Annotated in this window: 17 protein-coding genes; 9 read left to right on the forward strand and 8 right to left on the reverse strand. The window is 60.3% G+C overall.

Annotation, left to right across the window (positions count from 1 at the left end; genetic code table 11):
* Positions 1-160 precede the first annotated feature (160 nt).
* Both AC1DMK_RS09665 and AC1DMK_RS09670 read left to right on the forward strand, forming a co-directional pair.
* The gene (locus AC1DMK_RS09665; RefSeq protein ID WP_037063734.1) at positions 161-937 is read left to right on the forward strand and encodes an arginyltransferase; all 777 of its coding nucleotides are present in this window, start codon (positions 161-163) and stop codon (positions 935-937) included.
* Entirely contained in the window at positions 938-1,825 is an 888-nt protein-coding gene (locus AC1DMK_RS09670) for a DMT family transporter (RefSeq protein WP_477858633.1), read from the forward strand.
* Here AC1DMK_RS09670 and AC1DMK_RS09675 read toward each other — a convergent pair.
* Both AC1DMK_RS09675 and parC read right to left on the reverse strand, forming a co-directional pair.
* Positions 1,764-2,273 (reverse strand): SRPBCC family protein, encoded by a 510-nt coding sequence (locus AC1DMK_RS09675; protein ID WP_477858913.1) that lies wholly within the window; start codon positions 2,271-2,273, stop codon positions 1,764-1,766. The two genes, AC1DMK_RS09670 and AC1DMK_RS09675, sit on opposite strands and share 62 nt — an antisense overlap.
* A gap of 149 nt (positions 2,274-2,422) precedes the next feature.
* Positions 2,423-4,678, reverse strand: coding sequence for a DNA topoisomerase IV subunit A (parC, locus tag AC1DMK_RS09680; protein ID WP_477858635.1), 2,256 nt, complete (start codon positions 4,676-4,678; stop codon positions 2,423-2,425).
* A gap of 225 nt (positions 4,679-4,903) precedes the next feature.
* Between parC and AC1DMK_RS09685 the strand changes: the two genes are divergently transcribed.
* The gene (locus AC1DMK_RS09685) at positions 4,904-6,091 is read left to right on the forward strand and encodes a hypothetical protein (RefSeq protein WP_037063740.1); all 1,188 of its coding nucleotides are present in this window, start codon (positions 4,904-4,906) and stop codon (positions 6,089-6,091) included.
* A 378-nt stretch (positions 6,092-6,469) separates the two neighbouring features.
* Here AC1DMK_RS09685 and aspS read toward each other — a convergent pair whose 3' ends face one another.
* Positions 6,470-8,260, reverse strand: a complete 1,791-nt coding sequence (aspS, locus tag AC1DMK_RS09690; RefSeq protein WP_477858637.1) for an aspartate--tRNA ligase — start codon at positions 8,258-8,260, stop codon at positions 6,470-6,472.
* A gap of 268 nt (positions 8,261-8,528) precedes the next feature.
* On the opposite strand from aspS, the gene AC1DMK_RS09695 reads away from it, so the two are divergent.
* The 4 genes from AC1DMK_RS09695 to AC1DMK_RS09710 all read left to right on the forward strand — a co-directional run bounded on the left by AC1DMK_RS09695 (position 8,529) and on the right by AC1DMK_RS09710 (position 13,701).
* Positions 8,529-9,920, forward strand: coding sequence for a multicopper oxidase family protein (locus tag AC1DMK_RS09695; protein ID WP_477858639.1), 1,392 nt, complete (start codon positions 8,529-8,531; stop codon positions 9,918-9,920).
* A gap of 83 nt (positions 9,921-10,003) precedes the next feature.
* On the forward strand, positions 10,004-11,149 hold the full coding sequence (gene rnd / locus AC1DMK_RS09700) for a ribonuclease D (protein ID WP_477858641.1): 1,146 nt from the start codon (positions 10,004-10,006) through the stop codon (positions 11,147-11,149).
* A gap of 77 nt (positions 11,150-11,226) precedes the next feature.
* A complete protein-coding gene (locus tag AC1DMK_RS09705; protein ID WP_477858642.1) occupies positions 11,227-12,297 on the forward strand; it encodes an adenylate/guanylate cyclase domain-containing protein in 1,071 nt (356 codons plus the stop codon).
* 45 nt (positions 12,298-12,342) lie between these two features.
* Positions 12,343-13,701, forward strand: coding sequence for an esterase-like activity of phytase family protein (locus AC1DMK_RS09710; protein WP_477858643.1), 1,359 nt, complete (start codon positions 12,343-12,345; stop codon positions 13,699-13,701).
* 91 nt (positions 13,702-13,792) lie between these two features.
* Here the strand turns inward: AC1DMK_RS09710 and ppx are convergent, their stop codons facing one another.
* From ppx to AC1DMK_RS09730, 4 genes are all read right to left on the reverse strand, one after another.
* Positions 13,793-15,316 carry an exopolyphosphatase gene (gene ppx / locus AC1DMK_RS09715; protein ID WP_477858644.1) on the reverse strand — a complete coding sequence of 508 codons (1,524 nt, stop codon included), beginning with the start codon at positions 15,314-15,316 and terminating at the stop codon, positions 13,793-13,795.
* An 11-nt stretch (positions 15,317-15,327) separates the two neighbouring features.
* Positions 15,328-17,532, reverse strand: coding sequence for an RNA degradosome polyphosphate kinase (locus AC1DMK_RS09720; RefSeq protein ID WP_477858914.1), 2,205 nt, complete (start codon positions 17,530-17,532; stop codon positions 15,328-15,330).
* Positions 17,533-17,597: 65 nt separating this feature from the next.
* Positions 17,598-18,311, reverse strand: a complete 714-nt coding sequence (gene hdaA / locus AC1DMK_RS09725; protein WP_477858646.1) for a DnaA regulatory inactivator HdaA — start codon at positions 18,309-18,311, stop codon at positions 17,598-17,600.
* The gene (locus tag AC1DMK_RS09730; RefSeq protein WP_037063756.1) at positions 18,308-19,429 is read right to left on the reverse strand and encodes an AI-2E family transporter; all 1,122 of its coding nucleotides are present in this window, start codon (positions 19,427-19,429) and stop codon (positions 18,308-18,310) included. Before AC1DMK_RS09730 ends, hdaA begins: the two co-directional genes overlap by 4 nt.
* A gap of 247 nt (positions 19,430-19,676) precedes the next feature.
* Here AC1DMK_RS09730 and purM point away from each other — a divergent pair, with 247 nt between their 5' ends.
* Both purM and purN read left to right on the forward strand, forming a co-directional pair.
* Positions 19,677-20,750: a phosphoribosylformylglycinamidine cyclo-ligase gene (purM, locus tag AC1DMK_RS09735; protein ID WP_037063758.1), complete on the forward strand. Its 1,074-nt coding sequence runs from the start codon at positions 19,677-19,679 to the stop codon at positions 20,748-20,750.
* Positions 20,747-21,421, forward strand: coding sequence for a phosphoribosylglycinamide formyltransferase (purN, locus tag AC1DMK_RS09740; protein WP_477858648.1), 675 nt, complete (start codon positions 20,747-20,749; stop codon positions 21,419-21,421). The genes purM and purN overlap by 4 nt, the downstream gene beginning before the upstream one ends.
* Positions 21,422-21,426: 5 nt before the next feature.
* On the opposite strand, the gene AC1DMK_RS09745 is transcribed toward purN, so the two are convergent.
* Positions 21,427-22,590, reverse strand: coding sequence for an alpha-D-ribose 1-methylphosphonate 5-triphosphate diphosphatase (locus AC1DMK_RS09745; protein ID WP_477858650.1), 1,164 nt, complete (start codon positions 22,588-22,590; stop codon positions 21,427-21,429).
* Positions 22,591-22,669: the final 79 nt, after the last annotated feature.

A 22,669-nucleotide genomic window follows, 5' to 3' on the forward strand; every position in this document is an offset into this window, starting at 1 on the left:
AATAGCGTCGTTTCTCCGGCCTTTGCCGGAGAAACTTGCGGCCCATATCCGAAAGTATAGCAGGTCAACACGCGCGGACATTCGCCGCGCTGTTGACGTTTTCTTTTCTTAAGTCATGCTGTTGTTATAAGCATCTAACCAAAGGAAATCTCCGCAGCAGATGAACACGCAGACAACGCCATCACCGCAGTTTTATCTGACGGCCCCGGCTGCCTGCCCCTATCTGGCCCACGAGATGGAACGCAAAGTCTTCACGCATCTCGTCGGCCCGCGCGCGGCCGAAATGAACGACATCCTGACGCAGGGTGGCTTTCGTCGCTCGCAGAATATTGCCTACCGCCCGGCCTGCGAAGCCTGTCGCGCATGCATTTCGGTGCGCATCCTCGCGCAGGAGTTCGAGCCGACGAAATCGATGAAGCGGGTGCTGGCGACCAATGCCGATATCATCGCGACGGAGTTTCCGGCCCAACCCTCCAGCGAACAATATTCGCTTTTTCGCCGCTACCTGGACTACCGACATCAGCAAGGCGGCATGTCCGACATGACGGTGCTCGACTACGCGATCATGGTCGAGGACACGCACGTCAACACCAAGATCATAGAATACCGTCGTCGCGAGGAGGGCTCCGGCCTCGAGGCCCGGCCGAGCGGGGAATTGGTTGCGGCAGCGCTTACCGACACCATGAGCGACGGTCTGTCGATGGTCTATTCCTATTTCAGTCCTGAGCTCGAACGGCGTTCGCTCGGCACCTTCATGATCCTGGACCACATCCGGCGCGCAAAGGCGCTCGGCCTGCCACACGTATATCTCGGCTATTGGGTTCAAGGCTCGCGGAAAATGGACTACAAGACACGCTTCCAGCCGCAGGAGCATCTCACGCCGCGGGGCTGGGAGCGTTTCGATCCTTCCATTTTGCCTGAAAGCATCCACGACTAAATGCCCCTACCCGCTCTGTCCGACCATCGGAAGGGCCTGCTGCTGACGGCGATCGGCGGTCTTGCTCTCTCCATGGACATCCCCCTCGTCCGTCTCGCACATGGCGACATGTGGTCAATCCTCGGCACGCGCAGCATCACCACAGTTATCGTGACGCTGCTCGTTGTTTGCGCGATACGATATGGAAGGGGAGCCTGGCCGGTCCTGCTGCCCGGACGCCATGGCGTCGCGGCGGGCTTGCTCTACGGGCTTTCGACGTTGACGTTCCTGCTGGCAGTTTTCAATACGGCGACGGCAAACGTCGTGTTCATCGTTGCGTTCAACCCGATGTTCGGCGCCCTCTTGTCGTGGGTATTCCTGAAGGAGCGACCGGCCGTGGCCACTATAGCGACCATGATGGCTATGGTTTTCGGTGTCAGCCTGATTGTTTACAACGGATTGGCCGGTGGTCATATGTTCGGCGATGCGATGGCGCTGCTCAGCGCCTTTATCCTTGCTTCGGCAATCACCATCGGTCGGGCGTCGCGCAAAGAGATGGGCTTCGTTCCACTGCTGGCCGCCGGCATTCCCGCGACTCTCGGTTTCGCAATCGTACTGCCCACCGGCCTTTCGATCGAGAACCCTGCCTGGATCATCTTCAACGGCGCGATACTGATGCCGGTGGCATTCTGGTGTCTTGCCACCGGGCCGCGCTATCTGTCTGCGCCCGAGGTAGGGATGTTCTACCTTCTCGAAACAATCCTGGCGCCGGTGTGGATGTGGATGATCTTCGCGGAGATGCCGCCGAAAATGACGCTGATCGGCGGCGCTATCCTCGTATGCGCGATTATGGCGCACTCGCTTTGGATGGCGCGGAGGAAGCCTGCGCAACTAGCTCTTGCACATTGACCATCTGCATTGCCTCGAGCTCCCGTTCAAGACCGTGCATCACGTGAACCCAACCCTGGCGGGTCTGCTCCTCGAATTGCGCCCATTCGGCGCACATTTCATGTGAGAGCGTCAGCCGCGTTCCTTCCGCCAGTGGTTCGATGTCGATCTGGATACGATCGGCGTTGTGATCATGCTCTGCCACCGAGAAGCTGAAGACCATCCGCCTCGGACGACGCAACTCCAGAAACACGCCATAGTGAACTGCATCACCGGTGGGCCGCCGGTCGATGACGAGAAAATGGCCGCCGACGCGCGGCTCGATATCGGCGCGGATAACGCGACCCTCATCGGTCGCGAAGAGGAAACGCTTTGCGATCTCAGGATTGAGCCACGCGTCATAGACCGCACAGGGTGACGCTGTGTAGGTATGCGACACATTCAACCTAATGGTATTGCAGGCACCCATCAACATTCCTCCGTGATCGGACGTGCCGCCTTCACCAGCCGCACATGCGGTCATTCCGACCGCCTTCGGAATGATGTTGTCCATGTTGTGATTAAAGGACAAAATTAGAGGAGCCGCCCCGCTCGCCAAGAGTGGAGCGCTGATATATTTCAGCCCGCGAATTTGCCGCTGCGCGGGAAGCCCTTCGGAACGGTACGGCCGGCCGAGGCGCGATCGGCAAGCCATTCGGCAAGCTCGTCCTTGCTCCTCATGAAAGTGCGGCCGGCGCTGTCTTCCCAGACGAGCCCATCGGCGATCGCAAAGCAGCGTACATCCGATATGCCGCCATCCTTGTATCGCTGCAGCCGAACGCCTTTCCCCCGGGACATCTCGGGCACCTGCTCAAGCGCAAACACAAGCAGTTTGCGATTGTCGCCGACGACGGCGACATGATCGCCGCTGACTGGAACGATCAGCTTGGTCTCGTCTGGCATCGACACGTTCATGATCTGCTTGCCCTTGCGGGTATTGGCGATCATGTCGGCTTCCACGACGACGAAGCCGTTACCGGCCGTCGAGACAATCATCTGCTTGCGCTGGGGATCGTGAACAAAGGCGGTCAGGACGTCCTGATCGTTGTCCATGTCGATCATGATGCGCAGCGGCTCGCCATGGCCACGGCCACCCGGCAGCTTATCGCCGCCGAGCGTAAACGCCTTGCCGCCCGTCGTGATGATCAGGATCTTGTCTGTCGTCTGCGCCGGGAAGGCGATCCTTAGTCCGTCGCCCTCCTTGAAGGTAAGGGTCGCCGTGTCGGAGATGTGTCCCTTCAGAGCGCGGATCCATCCCTTTTCAGAGACGATGACGGTGATCGGTTCCTTCTCGATCATCGCCTGCTGGATCGCCTCTTCGTCGGCGTCCGGGGCCTCGGCGAACTGGGTGCGGCGGCGGCCAAGCTCGGTTGCCTTGGCGAACTTCTTCTTCACTTCGCCGATTTCCCAGGCGACCGTCTGCCACTGCTTTTCCTCGGATGCGAGGAGAGCTTCGATCTCTCCTTTCTCGTTGGTGAGCGCGTCGAACTCGGTGCGAATCTCGAACTCTTCCAGCTTGCGCAACGAGCGCAGCCGCATGTTCAGGATCGCTTCCACCTGATTGTCGGTCAGCCCCCAGCGGGCGACCATCACGGGCTTCGGCTCATCCTCCTCGCGAATGATCCGGATCACCTCATCGATGTTGAGGTAGGCAATCAGCAAGCCGCCGAGAATTTCCAGGCGCTTGTCGATCGCGGCAAGGCGGAAGCGCGAGCGGCGCTGGAGAACTTCGCGGCGGTGATCCAGCCACTCCTTGAGGACTTCGTTCAGCGCCATCACGCGCGGAATGCGGCCCATGGAAAGTACGTTCATGTTCAGCGGGAAGCGACTTTCCAGCTCCGTCAACTTGAACATCGATTCCATCAGGATCGTCGGATCGACCGTGCGGTTTTTGGGAACCAGCACAACGCGGACGTCTTCCGCCGACTCATCGCGGATATCTTCCAGCAGCGGCAGCTTGCGKGCGATCAAGAGCTCGGCGATCTTTTCGATCAGCCGTGACTTCTGAACCTGGAACGGAATCTCGGTKACGATGATCTGATAGCCACCACGACCGAGATCCTCGATCTGCCACTTCGCACGGACACGAAACCCACCGCGGCCGGTCTTGTAGGCCTCGACGATGCTCTCGCGGTTGTCGATAATGATGCCGCCGGTCGGAAAGTCGGGCCCTGGAATGAACTCGACCAGCTTTTCCACAGTCGCGTCAGGATGCTTGATCAGATGCAGTGCGGCGTCGCAGAGTTCGTGCGCATTGTGCGACGGGATCGAGGTCGCCATGCCCACGGCGATACCCGAGGAGCCGTTTGCCAACAGATTCGGGAACGCGCCCGGAAGGACCGTCGGTTCCTCGTCTTCCTCGTTGTAGGTTAGCCGGAAATCGACGGCATCCTGCTCGATGCCTTCGAGCAGCAGCGATGCGACCTCGGTCATGCGCGCTTCGGTGTATCGATAGGCGGCGGCACTGTCGCCGTCGATGTTGCCGAAGTTGCCCTGCCCGTCGACAACGGGGTAGCGCTGCGAGAAATCCTGCGCCAGGCGGACGAGCGCGTCGTAGACCGATTGGTCGCCATGCGGATGGAACTTACCGATGACGTCGCCGACGATGCGGGCGCACTTCTTGAAGGACGAATTGGAGCGAATTCCCATCTCGCTCATCGCATGGATGATGCGGCGATGGACGGGCTTCAGCCCGTCGCGAACATCCGGCAGCGCGCGGTGCATGATGGTCGACAGCGCATAGGCAAGATATCGCTCCTCGAGCGCTGCCTTCAGGTCTACCGGCAAAATGCTGTGATCGTCTCCGCCCGACGGCGGCAAAATCTCTTGTCCCATCTGTCTTGACTAGCCGAGATGCCGGTTCCGAGCAAGGAATCCGGGCATTCCGGCTGTGGATGAAGTCTTCGGACGGGAAGAAAACAACGCGCTGGACCGATCCGCCTGAATTTGGACTTTGTTTGCTTATCCCTTCAACACAATTTTAGAAATCCCGAAATATAAACCGCCATCGATCCGTAGTAGATTGACGGCCAATTTCACACCGCCACCAGAGGACTACCAATGACATTTTACAGGACGACGCGGCTTATGCTCTCGGGCGTGGCCTTTCTTTCTCTTGCCGGCTCCGCCTTCGCCCTTGACGGCCAGGACCTGCTGAAGAAGATCAACGCCGCCTACACCCTTCAGGGCGGCACGATCGCAGCCGACGGCGTCGATGTCGACGGCACTACCGTCACGCTGAAAAATGCCAGCTTCAAGCCGAACAGCGGCGCAGCCCTGCCGATCGGCGAAATCACGCTGACCGGCGTCGAGGAAGACGAGGACGGCGGCTACTATATCGAGGAGGCCGCCTTCCCCGATATCAACACAACAAACGACGGCGCGACGCTCACGGCAACAGGGCTGACCCTCGGCGGCATTTCGATCCCGGCCGATCCGAAGGGCGAGGGCCTGGATTCCATGCTGCTTTATGAGAGCGCGCATAGCGGCCCGGTAAAGGTCGTCAAGGACGGCGCCGAAGTGTTCTCGCTCGGCGGCAGTGATGTCAACCTGACGCTGCGCGAAGACGAATCCGGGTTCGATTTCGACGGCGCGTTCAAGAGCCTAAAGGCCGACCTCACCAAGGCCAGCGACCCGCAGAGCAAGGAAGCCATCGACAAGCTCGCGCTTCAGCACATCAATGGCGACATCACCATGAAGGGCGCCTGGGAGCTGACGCCGGGCACGATCGACGTTTCCGAGTTCGCGTTCGACTTCACCAATGTCGGCAAACTGAACCTTGCGTTCAAAATTTCCGGCTACACCATGCCCTTCGTGAAGTCGCTGCAGGAAGCCGCCAAGCAGGCGGAAGCCAATCAGAACAAGGAAGAGGCACAGCAGGCATTCGGCCTGTCAATGCTTGGCCTGATGCAGCAACTGTCGTTCGAAAGCGCCCAGATCCGCTTCGACGATGCGTCGATCACCAAGCGCGCGCTCGACTACGCCGGCAGCCAGCAGGGCATGTCCGGCAAGCAGATGGCAGATTCTCTGAAGGCGATGACGCCGATCATGCTGGCGCAGCTCAACATCCCTGAGCTGCAGAATGCAGTATCGGCTGCGGTAAACACCTTCCTCGACGACCCCAAGAGCCTGACGGTCAGCGCAGCGCCTGCCAAGCCGGTGCCGCTGCCGATGATCATGGGAGCCGCCATGGGTGCACCGAATACGCTACCGCAGGTGCTGGGCGTCAAGGTTTCGGCGAACGATTAAGACGACGATGTTCGAATTGAAGAACCCGGTGCGCCTTGCTCGCCGGGTTCTTTGGCCTCCGCGATGCCCCGCTCGATACGCGTCGTGAACGCGCCGAGCGTCCGCAACCGCAGGGTTTCGGCTGGGCGGTGGTGACCGATCCGTTGGCAGCGCCTCTTGTCAAGGGGCTCGCAGTGGGGCCGCGTCTACGGTCACAGCTKGTTGCGGATCCGTCGAAGAAGTACTGTCGTGGCCCTTCCCAATACCGCACTGGAAGGGATGTGGGGCCGCATCAAAGTGGATCTTCGCGAAGCAATCTAGGCCGCAATATGATCGGCCTCCCGCATACAAAAGCCGGCAAAATCGATCGCCGGCTTTTCTTGTTTAAAGCAGACCCGCTCAGTCCTTCTTGACGGGCGGGATCGGGCGGATAGCCAGTTCTCGGAGCTGTGCCGGCGTTGCCGGGGTCGGGGCGCCCATGAGGAGATCCTGCGCCTGCTGGTTCATCGGGAACAGCGAGATTTCGCGCAGGTTTTTGGCGCCGACGAGCAGCATAACGATACGATCGATACCGAAGGCTGCGCCGCCATGCGGAGGCGCGCCGTACTGGAAGGCACGGTAGAGGCCGCCGAAGCGATCCTCGACGTCCTGCTGGCTGAGACCGACCTTTTCAAAGGCAGCGACCATGGTTTCCGGCGACTGGTTGCGGATCGAGCCCGAGGCGATTTCGAAGCCGTTGCAGACGGCGTCGTACTGGTACGCCTTGATCGTCAACGGATCCTGATTCAACAGCGCATCGAGGCCACCCTGCGGCATCGAGAACGGGTTGTGGGCGAAATCGATCTTCTTTTCTTCCTCGCTCCATTCGAAAAACGGGAAGTCGACGATCCAGCACAGCTCGAAGCGGTCACGTTCGATGAGGTTAAGCTCGTCGGCAGCGCGGTTGCGGGCTTCGCCTGCGAACTTGTAGAACTTGCTCGGCTCGCCGGCGACGAAGAAGCAAGCGTCGCCCGCTTCGAGGCCGAGCTGCATGCGGATCGCGTCGGTGCGCTCCTCGCCGATATTTTTGGCAAGCGGGCCGGAGCCGGCGATCTTGCCGTCTTCTTCCTTCCAGAAGATGTAGCCGAGGCCCGGCTGGCCCTGGCTCTGCGCCCAGGCGTTCATGCGGTCGCAGAACGCTCTGGAGCCGCCGGTCTTTGCCGGGATCGCCCAGATTTCGACCTTCGGGTTCGAGGCGATCATGCCCGCGAAGACCTTGAAGCCTGAGCCGGCGAAGTGATCGGTGACGGCTTCCATGACGATCGGGTTGCGCAGATCAGGCTTGTCGGAGCCGTACTTGCGGATCGCTTCGTCGTAGGGAATACGCGGCCATTCCTTGGTAACAGGCTTGCCTTCGGCAAATTCCTCGAAGATCGAGGTCATCATCGGGCCCATCGTGTTCCAGACGTCTTCCTGCTCGACGAAGCTCATTTCGAGATCGAGCTGATAGAATTCGCCCGGCAGACGGTCTGCACGCGGGTCTTCGTCGCGGAAGCACGGGGCGATCTGGAAGTAGCGGTCGAAGCCCGCGACCATCAGCAGCTGCTTGTACTGCTGCGGTGCCTGCGGCAGTGCGTAGAAAGTGCCGGGATGGATGCGACTCGGCACGAGGAAGTCGCGCGCGCCCTCAGGCGAGGATGCCGTCAGGATCGGTGTCGTGTATTCGGTGAAGCCGACATTGCCCATTTCGCGGCGCATGGAAGAAATCACCTGCGTGCGCTTGACGATGTTCTTGTGCAGCGTCTCGCGGCGAAGGTCGAGGAAGCGGTACTTCAGGCGCACGTCTTCGGGATAGTCGGGCTCGCCGAAAACAGGCAGCGGCAGCTCCTTGGCAGCAGAGAGAACTTCGATCTCCTGCGCGTAGAGTTCGATCTCGCCAGTTGCCATCGTCTTGTTGACGGTGTCATCGGTGCGCGCCTTAACGAGGCCGTCGATGCGGATAACCCACTCGCCGCGGACGGATTCGGCCTGCTTGAAGGCAGGCGAATCCGGATCCGCGACGACCTGGGTGATACCGTAGTGATCGCGAAGGTCGATGAAGAGGACGCCGCCGTGGTCGCGAACGCGATGGACCCAGCCGGAAATCCGGACAGTCGAGCCGACATCCGACTTGCGGAGGGCGGCACATGTGTGGCTGCGGTAGCGATGCATAATCTCAATTCCCGGTATTGGCTTAAGACGGCAGCAAGGGGCTCCAATGGCTCTCCCGCGCCGACAAGAAAATCGGGCGGAAAAGCGCATGGACTGCCTGATTTGTCAAGACTTGGCGCAAGCGGCATCTGCTTTGCCAGGGTTTGTCGCAACCAGGCAAGCCTCCCATCCCCGCGAAGCCGTGCGGCAGTTTGGCAGCCCAACGCATATTGCTGAAGACAGCGGTCAACTTTAAAGAGGAACGAGATCGTTTTTCCGGAGCCTCGCCATGCCTCTCCTCACCCGCCGCAATATCTTGAAGGCCTCGGCCGTGGCGGGTGCCTACGGGATCGGCGTCGGGGTCGCGGGAAAGGTCGGGCTCGCGGAAGCCGCGCCCGAACCACAGCTGCTGAAAGCGATGAAGACGCAGGCGGCTTTGACGAATACGGGGCTGACCAAGGACATCATGAGCTGGGGCGACGGCGGGATGCCGCCGGTGCTGAGGATGGCCAAGGGGAAACCCTACGCCGCGCGGCTGACCAACACGCTCGACGAGCCTACAACGATCCATTGGCACGGCTTGAGAATCGCCAACAAGATGGACGGCGTCCCCTTCATGACGCAGCCCTACGTTTATACGGGCGACAGCTTCGATTACACCTTTACGCCACCTGATGCCGGCACCTTCTGGTATCACCCGCATTGCAATACGTTGACGCAGATGGGCCACGGCATGACCGGCGTGATCGTGGTCGAGGATGCGGCCGATCCGGCGTTCGATTCCGAAGTCGTGCTCAATCTGCGCGACTGGCGGCTCGGCAGCGACGGCCAGTTCATCGCTCCCTTCCGGCCGCGCGATGCGGCGAAGAGCGGGACCTATGGAACGGTCAGGACTGCCAACTGGCACCAGGAGCCACAGTACGACGCGCCAGCCGGCGGCTTGATCCGTCTCCGCATTGCCGTGACCGACGTCACCCGCATTTTTTCGCTGAAAATGGAGGGTGCCGAGGCAACCGTGATCGCTATCGACGGGAACCCGGTGCCGACGCGATTCCCCCTCGACCTGCTGCTGATCGGGCCCGGCCAGCGTCTCGACCTTGCAGTCCGCATGCCCGACGACGAAGGCGCGATTGCAACACTGGAAGACATTCGCGGCACCACGCCGAAGACGATCGCCAAGCTCAGGGCGGTCGGACGGTCTTTGAAACGCAATGTCGGCGATCTGGCTGCGCTTGGCGAAAACCCCGTCGCCAGGGCTGACCTTTCGTCAGCACACAAGATACCGCTCATCCTCAGCGCAACGGCCGAAAACGCACCCGCAGACAGCATCTGTGGTACGTTGGGCTACAGTTTCTGGGCGATCAACAAGGTACCGTGGCCGGGCGACACGCCCGATCCGACCGCCCCGCTTGCGGAGCTCAAGCTGGGGCAGAGCTACATCATGCAGCTGGAGAACGTGACGCCCCACACCCACCCGATCCACCTGCACGGCATGAGCTTCACCACAATCTCATCATCGACGCGCGAGGCCATGACGCTCGTCTCCGACACCTATCTGATCCAGCCGGACGAGAAGGTTCAGCTCGCCTTCGTGGCCGACAATCCGGGAGACTGGCTGTTGCATTGCCACATCATTGAGCACCAGAAGACCGGCATGACGAGTTATATCAGGGTTGTTTGACGGACAATTGCGGGTTCCGGTTGACATATCCGGCTGAAAGGAGAAGGAAGATTTATCAACCTTTGTCCTGTGAATGAATTGAGATGATCGAAACAACCGCCGAATTGGAGGCGGCCTGCAAAGAGCTGGCCAAGTCAGATTTCATTACCATCGACACCGAGTTTCTTCGGGAAACGACGTTCTGGCCGGAACTTTGCTTGATCCAAATGRCCAGCCCGACGACGGAAGTCCTTGTCGATCCGCTGGCAAAGGGCCTCGATCTCAAGCCGTTCTTCGAACTGATGGCCAATGCCGGCGTGCTGAAAGTCTTTCACGCAGCGCGTCAGGACATCGAAATCATCTTCAACCGTGGCGGCCTGATTCCGCATCCGATCTTCGATACGCAAGTCGCAGCCATGGTTTGCGGCTTTGGCGATTCTGTCTCCTACGACCAGCTCGTCAGCCGCACCAAGGGCGTGCAGATCGACAAATCGTCGCGCTTCACCGACTGGAGCCGCCGGCCGCTTTCCGAAAAGCAGCTCGACTATGCGCTGGCCGACGTGACGCATCTGCGCGACGTCTATCTCTATCTCAAGGCCGAGCTCGAGCGCGAGGGGCGCTCCTCGTGGCTTTCGCAGGAGATGGACATCCTCGAAGCGCGCGAAACCTACGACATGCATCCGGACGATGCCTGGCAGCGCCTGAAAATGCGTCTGCGCAAGCCACAGGAGCTTGCGATCCTGAAATATGTGGCAGCCTGGCGCGAACGCGAGGCACGCTCGCGAAACGTGCCGCGCTCGCGCGTCCTGAAGGACGATGCGATCTACGAGATCGCCCAGCAGCAGCCGAAGGACGCCGAAGCGCTCGGCCGGCTGAGGACGATTCCGAAGGGCTGGGAACGCTCGGCAGCAGGCGCGGCAGTGGTCGAGGCGGTCAACGAGGCGTTGGCCTTGCCGAAAGCCGACATGCCCCACGCTCCACGGCAGAGTCAGCCGCCTGAGGGCGCCGCAGCAGCGGCCGAGCTGTTGAAGGTTCTTTTGAAGCTGATCTCGGAAAAGCACGGCGTTGCGCCGAAGGTGATCGCCAACAGCGAGGATCTCGACAAGATTGCAGCCGAAGGCGAGAAGGCCGAGGTCGCAGCCTTGCAGGGATGGCGACGGGAGCTTTTCGGCGAGCCGGCGCTGCAGCTGATCCAGGGTCAGGTCGCGCTTCGCTTCGTCGGCAAGAAAGTCGAGACGGTCACTCTCTGATCGCCCTTTTTTAAACGCTTTGCATTTCCTATATGCCGAGTGGACATCTGGCGAACTGTCAGAGCAAAAAGGGCGGCATGAGGGAAATATCTCCGGTCCAGAACTGGCTTTTGATCGCGCTCGTGATGGCAGCAAGCGGCGTCCTCTACGACGTGTTGTTCTACGGCGACAACCGCCCGTTTATCGGCGCAACGTTTGCGCTCTTCATCGGGATGCCGATCCTCGCGTTTGAGCGTAAGGTCGTGTTCCGCGGCCTCTACCGCCGCATTCAATCGCTACCGACGCTGACCTTCATCCTAGCCGAGCTGTTCATTTATGAGATCCTGATGAGCGTCGGCTTCGCCGCTGCCGGGTTGTCGCTCTGGGGGCTTGGTCTGATCGAGCCGGCTTCCTGGGTCGATGTGGTCATTCTGCCGTTCCATGTTTTCCTCTATGCGCTTGCCGTCTGCACCCTCCTCATCTTTGTCCTTCGCGTGCGAGAACTGCTTGGTCGCGATGTCTTTACCAGCATGCTGATCAGCCGCTATCGCAAGCCTATCAGCGAAGAGCGCGTTTTCCTTTTCATCGACCTCGTAGACTCGACGGCGTTTGCCGAGAAACACGGCGATTTGCGGGCGCAACAGATGCTGAGCTCGCTGTTTGCCGCATTCGCCGAGCCCGTCAGAAAGTACAAGGGCACGATCGACGACTATGTCGGCGATGCGGCAATCATAACTTGGCCGCTTGAGCGCGGAGTGAAGTTTGCCAGATGCGTGAACTGCATCTTTGAAATCATCGGCACAATAGAAGCCGACGCTGAAAGCTGGCTGAAGCAGTATGGGCAAGTCCCACGCCTCCGCGCGGCCCTGCATGGCGGCAACATCATCACAGCGGAAATTGGGATCGACCACCACAAGATCACCTATTTCGGCGACACGATAAACACCACGGCCCGCCTCGAATCCCTTTGCAAGACGCTGAACCGCTCCGTCCTCATATCGGCCGATCTCGCCCAGCGGATCAAACTGCCGGAGGCTGTTTCGGCAGAGGACCTCGGGCATCACGCGGTCAAGGGGCGCGGGCAGAGCCTTGCCGTCATTGCGCTCTCAAAAGCCGATAGTCGAATGGCGTCACCAAAGCTTCACGCAGGCGTCAACGCGCCGACATGAAAGCCCTGCTAATCGGAACCCGCATTCCAGTCCCTGGGGGTTTCCATGAAAAATGCTCTTCTTGCTTCCGTTTCGTTTGTTCTTTTGATCGCCGGCTCTGCAGCCGCAGGCCAACAACAGTTTCCCGCAAAGCTCGCAGGCCAGGCCATTCTGCCAGCCAACACACTCGTTCCGGCACCCGCCGATGCTCCCGAGTTCCTCAAGCATTCCGGCAAGTTTACAACGCCTGACCGCAAGCGCACGGAATCCCTTAGCACCGTTCCGGGTAAGGACGGCGCCCGCATCACCGATCTGAAGCTTCCTTTCGACGGACAGCCGATCCAAGGCTTCTCCGGTATCAAGACCATGCCTGACGGCACGTTCTGGACGCTGTCGGACAACGGCTTCGGTTCCAAGGCCAATTCCAGCGATGCCATGCTCTTCCTGCATCAGGTGAAGTTTGACTGGAAGTCGGGCAAGGTCGAAGTGGTGAAGAACCTGTTCCTTTCGGACCCGGACAAGAAGGCCCCTTTCCCGATCGTGCTCGAGGGCGCTGAGAAGCGCTATCTTACCGGTGCGGATTTCGACATCGAGTCAGTGCAGCCGGTTGCCGACGGCTTCTGGATCGGCGACGAATTCGGCCCCTACATTCTGAAGTTCGACACCGAAGGCCGTCTGACCGACGTTGTCGCGACCGTCGTCGACGGAAAGCCAGTTCTGTCGCCCGACAATCCGCTTGTCTCGGTTCCGGCCAATCCGGCAGCGAAGATGCCGGCCTTCAACCTGAAGCGCTCGGGCGGCTTCGAAGGTCTCGCCATGTCGAAGGACGGCAGCAAGCTCTACGGACTTCTGGAGGGCGCACTTTATCAGGACGACGGCAAGATGGAGACGGTGGACGGGCACACCGCCATCCGCGTCATCGAGTTCGACACTGCCTCGAAGAGCTGGACCGGTCGCAGCTGGCTCTATCCTTTCGAGGATAAGGCTGCATCGATCGGCGACTTCAACATGCTGGACGATGCGACCGCTCTCGTCATCGAGCGCGACAACGGAGCCGGCGCGAAGGACAAGGCTTGCGCCGATCCCAAGCAGCCGAAGCCGGATTGCTTTGACGCTCCTGCTGACCTCAAGCGCATCTATAAAATCGAGTTCAACGACGCCAATGCCGGCAAGGCGGTGCGCAAGATCGGCTATATCGATCTGATGCGTATCGAAGACCCCGACAACAGGAAGAAGCAGGGCGGCGGCAAGGGCTTTTACGACATGCCGTTCGTGACCATCGAAAACGTCGATCGCGTCGATGCCACGCACATCGTCGTCGGCAACGACAACAACCTGCCATTCTCCGCTGGTCGTGCAGTCGATAAGGCCGACGACAACGAGTTCAACCTGCTCGAAGTCGGCGAGCTGCTGAACGCGAAGTAAGGCGTCGGACAACAACTGAAACAGCCTCCGTTCGCATGAGGAACGGGGGCTGTTTGCATATTGGCTGATAGCACCAGGAATGGGACGATGACTATTCGAAGCGGAATGCCAGGCGTTTGTTGGTGAGCTTGGAGAGCTGCTGCAAGCGACCATCGAGGCGCTCGCCGGCGAAATCGCGATATTCGGCCGGAACGACGAATTCAAGATCGAGATCCGGGTTCGACGACTTTGCGAACGTCAGATTGCGCACGATCCCCGGCATCGACGCCGAGAAGAGGTAGACAACGCGTAAAATGCCTCCCAACAGCTTGGCGCGCTCGACATATTGCGGCGTGGCGATCGTCGCCAGCGCGCCGGTCGCACCGTTGTCATTCAGGCCTTCGAAGCGGTAGTAGTTCGCGAGCGCAATGAACGCCCGTCCGGGATGGCTGATGCCGACGAAAGACGAGTGCGCGATAATATTCAGCGCCTGCAAGCCGCGATAGTCGGGATGGGCACGCCAGCTGATATCGGCAAGAAGACAGGCAGCTTGCCGGTATCGCGCCTCTTCCTGTGTCTCTGTTACGCCGAACAGGGGCATCATCCGGCCCGTCCAGTCGGCGAGCTCGCGGGCGTGTTCGGGCGAGCGTGCGCGCAAAATTGCAAGCTCGCTGGCAGCCGCCAGTAGCGGATCGGCGCGGCGCTCGCCTTCGGACAGCAGCGAATAGAGGTAGCCTTCACGAACACCCTGCCCCGAGAAAGAGATGACCGAGGGCTTCATCGCGCTCAGGACTTCCTTCATGGCCACGGCGCCGAACGGTAGCAGGGCGCGGCGATATTTCGAAACCGCCATCCAGGCTGGATCCCTGGAATCCCTAGCCGTTTCGACCTGATTGAGGAACTGCATCATCGCGTCGAGCGAGACTTCGTAGCCCTGCATCATGTGCAGGGGATAGTCGGACATCTCCATGTGCAACTTGGCGATGTTTCGCCATGTGCCGCCGACTGCGTAGAAGGTTCGTCCCTCGCCCTTTGCCAGCAGTTTGGCGCTTGTCTTTACATGCTTGCGGGCAAAGGCGTGTGCTTTGGCGAGCGAACCGCCGGCGTATTCCGACAGGCGCAGGCCACCGAGCGGCAGCGTAATGCCCTTGCCGATCTCCTTGCCCTTGATGTCGATCAGCTCAAGCGAGCCGCCGCCAAGGTCGCCGGCGATGCCGTCCGGGTCAAAGAAGCCGCTGACGATACCGAGAGCGGAGAACTTGGCCTCCTCCTCGCCGGAGAGAACGCGGATCTTGCGCCGGAGGATGGTTTCGGCTCGATGAATGAAGTCCGGCCCGTTGGACGCCTCGCGGGCGGCGGCCGTGGCCAGCACATACATCGTCGCCGCGCGTGCTTGCTCCGACAGCGCCTTGAAACGATGCAGGGCATTCAAGGCGCGCTCGACGCTCGCCTCGTCCATCTTGCCGGTCAGCGCGATGCCTTTGCCAAGGCCGCAGAGTACCTTTTCGTTGAAAAGGATCGTTGGCGACCGGGACATGCCTTCATAGATGACCACACGGATCGAGTTCGACCCGATATCGACGACGGAGACCGGAGCAATCCCTGGAAGGCGCCCCTGGGCTTCTGATTCAACCATGCAGGTCCAGTTTATCTTTGCGTTCGGCCGGAAAGCAGGCCGGCAATAAGCTTTGGCGCACTGGATTTCAGGGCTTCACCACGGCCGGAAAGGCTGGGATTGGTCATGAAATACTGTTGCGCGTTAAACGGCTCCTCGCCCTTGCGCACTTCCATGCGCCGGGACGTTCCGTCGGCCAATATCTCGTAGCTTTGCTGATTGTCAATGAGGTTGCCCAGCATGATCTGTGACAAAACCTGCTCGTGAACGGTCGGATTGGTCAGCGGAACCAGCGTCTCGACGCGCCTATCGAGATTTCTAGGCATCATGTCTGCGGAGCCAATGTAGACCAGCGCCTTGTCGGAGGGCAGTCCCTGACCATTGCCGAAGCAGAAGATGCGGCTGTGCTCCAGAAAGCGGCCAACGATGGACTTGACGCGAATATTCTCGGAAAGGCCGGGCACCTGCGGGCGCAGGCAGCAGATGCCGCGAATGACCAGATCAATCTCGACGCCGGCGCGGCTTGCCGTGTAGAGAGCATCGATGATCTCCGGGTCGACCAACGAATTCATCTTCATCCAGATCGCTGCCGGCGCGCCGCTCTTGGCGTGCTTGATCTCTTCCTCGATGTGCCGAACGATGCGCGAGCGCAGCGTATACGGGGAAACCGCGAGCTTCATGCTCTCTTCCGGTTCGCCATATCCGGTGATGAAGTTGAAGATGTTCGCCATATCGTGGGCGATCACCGGGTTGCAGGTGAAAAACGACAGATCAGTGTAGATTTTCGCGGTAATCGGGTGATAGTTGCCGGTGCCGAGGTGGCAGTAGCTACGCAGCTTGCCTTCCTCACGACGAACGACCAGCGACATCTTGGAGTGCGTCTTCAGTTCGATAAAGCCGAAGACGACCTGGACGCCGGCACGCTCAAGGTCGCGCGCCCAACGGATATTGGCCTCCTCGTCGAAACGTGCCTTGAGCTCCACCAGTGCAGTCACCGACTTTCCAGATTCGGCCGCATCGATCAGTGCGCGGACGATCGGACTGTCATTGGATGTGCGGTAGAGCGTCTGCTTTATCGCCAGAACGTCAGGATCGCGCGCAGCCTGGAGAAGGAACTGGACCACCACGTCGAAGGATTCATAGGGATGATGGACGACCATGTCCTTTTCCCGGATCGCGGCGAAGCAGTCGCCGGCGTGCTCGCGGACGCGTTCGGGAAATCGCGCATTGTAGGGCGGAAACCGAAGATCGTCGCGCGGTGCCTTGGTAATCTCGGAGAGCGTGTTCAAGGCGAGCAGGCCCGGCAGGACCGCGACGCGGTTGTCAGGGACGTTCAATGCCTGGACGACGAACTGCCGCAATGATGCGGGCATCTCGGAATCGGTCTCGATGCGGATCACGGAGCCGCGGCGACGTCGCTTGAGCGCTGTTTCGAAGAAACGCACCAGATCCTCGGCTTCTTCTTCTACTTCGATATCGCTGTCGCGGATAATGCGGAAGGTACCCGAACCCTGCACCTCGTATCCTGGATAGAGCCGGTAGATGAAGATGTTTGCGACATCCTCGAGCGTTATGTAGCGGATGGTATTGCCGTCGTCAGGCAGCCGCACAAAACGGTCCAGCGCCGGCGGCAAACGCAGCAATGCGGTCATCGGGTCGCGGCCGTTCTTGCTGACCAGCTGCAGGCCGATCGAGAAGCCGAGGTTGGGGATGAAGGGGAAGGGATGCGCCGGATCGATCGACAGCGGCGTCAGGACCGGAAAGATCGCCTGCTCGAATTCGGTCGCCAGCCAGTTGCGGTCGGTTTCGCTGAGCGCTCCCGGACGGACAATCAGGATGTCTTCCCTGGCCAGATACTGCTGCAGGACCGCCAGCGATGCCTGCTGCTCCATCTGCAGGTTGTCGATTTCCTGCAGGATGGCGTCAAGCTGCTCTGCCGGCGTCTTGCCGTCCGGCGTGCGGACAACGATGTTCTGGCGCACCTGGCCTTCAAGGCCGGCGACGCGCACCATGAAGAATTCATCAAGGTTGGCAGCCGAGATCGAGAGGAAACGAACGCGCTCGAGCAGAGGATGCTCGGTGTTCAGGGTTTCCTCAAGGACGCGACGGTTGAACTGCAGCCACGAGAATTCGCGGTTGATGAACCGCTCCGGGCTGGCAAGCAACTCTTCAAGCGGCGGAACATTCTCCTTGGCTTGCGGAGTAGGTTCGTGGTGTTCCGCGACGGCGCTGTCCATGATCTGATTGCCCCATTTCATTTGGCCGAGCCAAGTATATCAGTTTCACGACGGAACTGTGACAGTCAATCGACCGGGTCCGAATTACCCAATTCATTCAATACTTCGGCAGCGAGCGACCGGGTGATCTTGGCGCCCCGCGAAAGGGCGAGCCGGTCGAGCCTTTCGACGATCGTCTGGGCCGCATTCAGCGACCGCTCCATCCGGTTGACGATATAGAGGACAAGTTTGTCATCTATACTAAGTTGGCGGTCGGCAAACAACTTGACGATCACCTGAGACAGCAATTCCTCGTCCGGCTCGCCGATTTCGACGACGGTCGCGGCCTTCAGGCGGGAACGCAGGTCCGCCAGTTGAACTGGCCACGACATCGGCCACAGTCGGCTGGTCATCAACAGGCTGTTGCCGTTTTCGCGCACGCTGTTGATCACATGGAAGAGCTCGGTGTCATCGAAACCGACGCGATCGACGTCTTCAAAAAGCACTGGACCGGCGGCGGCGACCAGGCTCGCATTGGCGCCTGCCTTCGGCCAGATATCCGCGGCACCGCTATGCTCCTGCCAAATCTTGGCGAGATGCGATTTCCCCGATCCGACCGGGCCTGCAAGGATCACGACGGGGGAAGGCCACTGCGGCCAGGCGTCGATGGCCGAGACTGCGACAGCCAGCCGCTCGGAGACCAGCAGGTCGGCGCGCCCTGTTGCGGCATCGTGGGAAAAGGCCAAGGGTAGCTGCTCGACGGCCCTGCGCCTTGAATCAGCATTTTTCACTTCAGTCATTTAAGATCAGCTTTTGTCTTCCGGGGGCGGTCGGTCGTCGACCCACCCGCATAAAGATCGCTTTCAAGGTAGCGCGAAAGAGCAAACCGAACAAGCACGCCGACGGCGGCAGCCGCAGGAACCGCGACCAGAAGGCCGACGAAACCGAACAGCGCGCCGAAGGCAAAGAGCGCGAACATCAGCCATACCGGGTGCAGGCCGACGCTATGGCCCACGAGCTTCGGCTGCAGGATATTGCCTTCCATGAACTGTCCGCTGAAGAAGACGGCAAGAACAGCGCCGACCCAGATGTAGTCCGGCCAGAACTGGACGATGGCGACACCGACAGCAAGGATCAGGCCGACCATGGAACCGACATAGGGGATGAAGCTGATCATGCCTGCGAAAAGGCCGATCAGCAGGCCGAAGTTAAGGCCGACGACCGACAGGCCGACGGCGTACCAGATACCCAGGATGAGGCACAAGGAACCCTGTCCGCGAATAAATCCAGCGATTGCCTGGTCGATCTCGCGCATGATCTGGTGAACGTTTGCGACGTAGTCGCGCGGGATGTACTGATCGACCTTGGCGATCATGCGGTCCCAATCGAGAAGCATGTAGAATGCCACGACCGGCGTAACGATCATCAGAGAGATCACGTTGACGACGGCTAGGCCCGAGTTCCAGACCTGGCCAAAGAGGCCGGTCAGCAAACCGAAGCCTTGAGACAGGATTTCGGAAAAGTTGCTCTTGATCGTTCCGAGCTGGCTTTTGATCCAATCCGGCAGCATCGAGTTCTGCTGCTCGGCGATGAATTTCTGCAGCTGATCGATATAGGTCGGGAGGCGGCCAGCAAAATCGGCAAACTGGCTGGCGAGGATTGGAATGAGGATTATCAGGGCCAGGACGATCACGATCACGAAGGAGATCAAAATGACGATCGTAGCCATAAGGCGGCTGAGGCCGAACCGTTCGAGCCTGTCGGCAACGGGATCCAGAAAATAGGCCAGCGCCATGCCTGCCAGAAACGGCAGCAGGATTGAACTGAACACCAAAAGGAATGCGATGAAGACCGCGAGCACGACCAGCCAGAAGATGACCTGACGCTTTAGACCCGCGCCGCTAACCTGCTGTGGCATCACATTCCCCGCTGATCGACCGACGCTCCAAGCCGCATCACACCGATGCAGCCTTTGAGCCACATAGGATGCAGGTGCGAGAATGGTCAACCCCGAGGCTCAAAATCCCGAATACGTCAGTCAAAAGAGCGGGAAAATGGGGCTTTCTCCGTGCGATCCCTTGCATAAACGCCCCTGTCATGCAATTGCGACCCGCATGTGATGCGGGGAAATTTTACCCGCCCGAAGACAGCCATCGGAGAGCAGTATGAGCCAGTCTGGAAAAAACGGCCTGACCTATAGCGACGCGGGCGTCGATATCGACGCGGGCAACCTGATGGTGGAGAAGATCAAGCCTGCCGTGCGCTCGACGCGCCGCCCGGGGGCGGACGGCGAAATCGGCGGGTTCGGCGGCCTTTTCGACCTGAAGGCAGCAGGCTTCACCGATCCGGTCCTCGTCGCCGCCAACGACGGCGTGGGCACCAAGCTGAAGATCGCGATCGACGCGGATTATCATGAAACCGTCGGCATCGACCTCGTCGCAATGTGCGTCAACGATCTGGTGGTCCAGGGCGCCGAACCGCTGTTCTTCCTAGACTACTTCGCCACCGGCAAGCTTGATCCCGACCAGGGTGCGGCCATCGTCGGCGGTATCGCCGCGGGCTGCCGCGAGGCCGGCTGTGCGCTGATCGGCGGTGAGACGGCGGAAATGCCTGGCATGTACTCGTCAGGCGATTATGACCTCGCCGGCTTTGCCGTCGGCGCTGCCGAGCGCGGCCGGCTGCTGCCATCCGGTGACATTGCCGAAGGCGACGTGATCCTCGGTCTTGCCTCCTCGGGCGTTCATTCCAACGGCTTCTCGCTTGTTCGCAAGATCGTCGGCATATCGGGCCTTGCCTGGGATGCACCGGCTCCGTTCGCTGCTGACAAGACCCTCGGCGAAGCGCTGTTGACGCCGACGCGCATCTACGTGAAGCCTCTGCTCAAGGCGATCCGCGAAACGAATGCTATCAAGGCGCTGGCACACATCACCGGTGGCGGCTTCCCGGAGAATATTCCGCGTGTCCTGCCGAAGCACCTCGCGGCGGAGATCGATCTGGCTGCGGTTGACGTTCCATCTGTTTTCTCCTGGCTTTCCAAGACGGGCGGCGTCGAAGCGACGGAAATGCTGCGCACTTTCAACTGCGGCATCGGCATGATCGCCGTCGTCGCCGCCGAAAACGTCGCAACCGTCATCTCGGCGCTCGAAGCGGAAGGCGAACAGGTCGTGCAACTCGGCCGCATGATCGCACGTGCGGAAGGCGCCGGCGGTACGCTCTACAAGGGTATGCTCGCTATATGACGCCACCGCGCAAACGCGCCGTCGTCTTCATTTCCGGCGGCGGCTCCAACATGATGGCGCTCGTCGCTGCGGCAAAGGCGGTCGATTTTCCGGCAGAGATTGTCGGCGTAATATCGGACAGGGCCGACGCCGGCGGACTTGCCAAGGCGGCCGCGGAAGGCATTCCGACCTTCGCCTTCGTGCGCAAGGACTACGCCAGCAAGGAAGCCCACGAGGCGGCGATCTTTGCCGCGCTCGATAAACTGTCGCCCGACATCCTCTGCCTTGCCGGATACATGCGCCTCCTGAGCGGAACGTTCATTCAGCGCTACGAGGGACGAATGATCAATGTTCACCCCTCGCTGCTTCCGATGTTTCCCGGTCTGCATACGCATCAACACGCGATCGACGCAGGCATGCGGATCACCGGCTGCACCGTGCATTTCGTAACCGAGGGCATGGACGAAGGGCCTGTCATCGGTCAGGCCGCGGTCCCAATCCTGTCCGGAGACACCGCCGAGACGTTGGCGGCGCGCGTACTTACAGTCGAGCACCAGCTCTATCCCAAGGCGCTGCGGCTTTTGGCGGAGGGCAAGGTGAGGATGGAAGGCGGCAAAGCCGTCATCACCGGCACCGCAGCAGCGCCGGCGACAGGCGGCCAAGTCCTCTCCTTAATCGGAGACCGGGCCTGACTGGCTCAGGCGGCGAGCGCACGTGGCTGGTGCAGCGTGCCGTCGCTATAGACGAACCGCCCGCCGCGGAAGGTAGCGCGGATGCGGTGCACATCACCTGCTTCGACGACAACCAGATCGGCGCGCTGGCCGACGGCGATCTCGCCGCGATCCAGGAGGCCCGCCGAGCGCGCGGCATTCCTGGTCGCCATCGCAACGGCTGTCGGCAGATCGGTCTGATCGGCTATCTTGAAGATGCCGGGCACGAAGGCAGCCGGATGATAATCGGCGGCGATAACGGTCAGCAGACCGGCGCTTGCCGCATCCAGCGCACTCAGATTGCCCGACATGGACTGCCCGCGAAGCGCATTTGGAGCACCCATCAGCGTCCATAGGCCACGACGTCGCGCTTCCTCGGCCGCCGGAAGCGTGACCGGAAACTCGCTGATCGTGACACCGAGATCGTGCATCTCGGCGACCTTCTCCGCGCTGTCGTCATCGTGGGACGCAAGCGACAGCTTGTGACGCAGCGACAGATCGACGATCTGCTTTAGCTTGATGTCGATGTCCGCATTGTTGCGCATTGCGATACGCTTCGCAACCATCTCGGCCGCCATGTCCTCGGAGACGGCACGGCGCTCGGCAATGCTCAGGATATAGCTCTGGATGTTGTTGTATTGGCCCTGCCCCGGCGTGTGGTCGGTCAACGACACCATGTCGATGTGGCCGGCATCGAGCAGCTTCTCCAGCGCCGGCGCCGCGCCGAGATTGGTGATCTCGTAGCGCGCATGAACGCGGTGGTCGATCAGCAGATCGTTCCTGAGGCCGGTGATCCCTTCAATGATGGCGGCAGTGGTCTCTAGCGAGCGAACATGGCCGTAGACGCTCTCGGTGGCAAAGGAGACGGCTGCGAAGGCTGTGGTCACGCCGTGAGCGGCAAGCTTCTTGTCCAGTTCGTGGATGCCGAAGTTGATCGGCATCATCGCATTCGGACGCGGCGCGATCTCGCGCTCGATCATATCGCCATGCAGATCGACGAAGCCAGGCATCAGCAGACGCCCACCACCATCGATGGCGGCACCCGCGACGGCTTCCGGACGGATCTCGGCAATAGCGCCATCCTCGATGCGGACCGAGCCGTTGCTCACGACCTCACCTGGAAGAACGATCGTGAAATTGCTGAGCCACATCGGCTTTCTCCTAACGGATGGTKAATGATGACAAGCCGGAGCCCGTAGCGCCGATTCATGACATCAGTGTGAATACCAT

This window comes from Rhizobium sp. 05L419 (assembly GCF_056397845.1).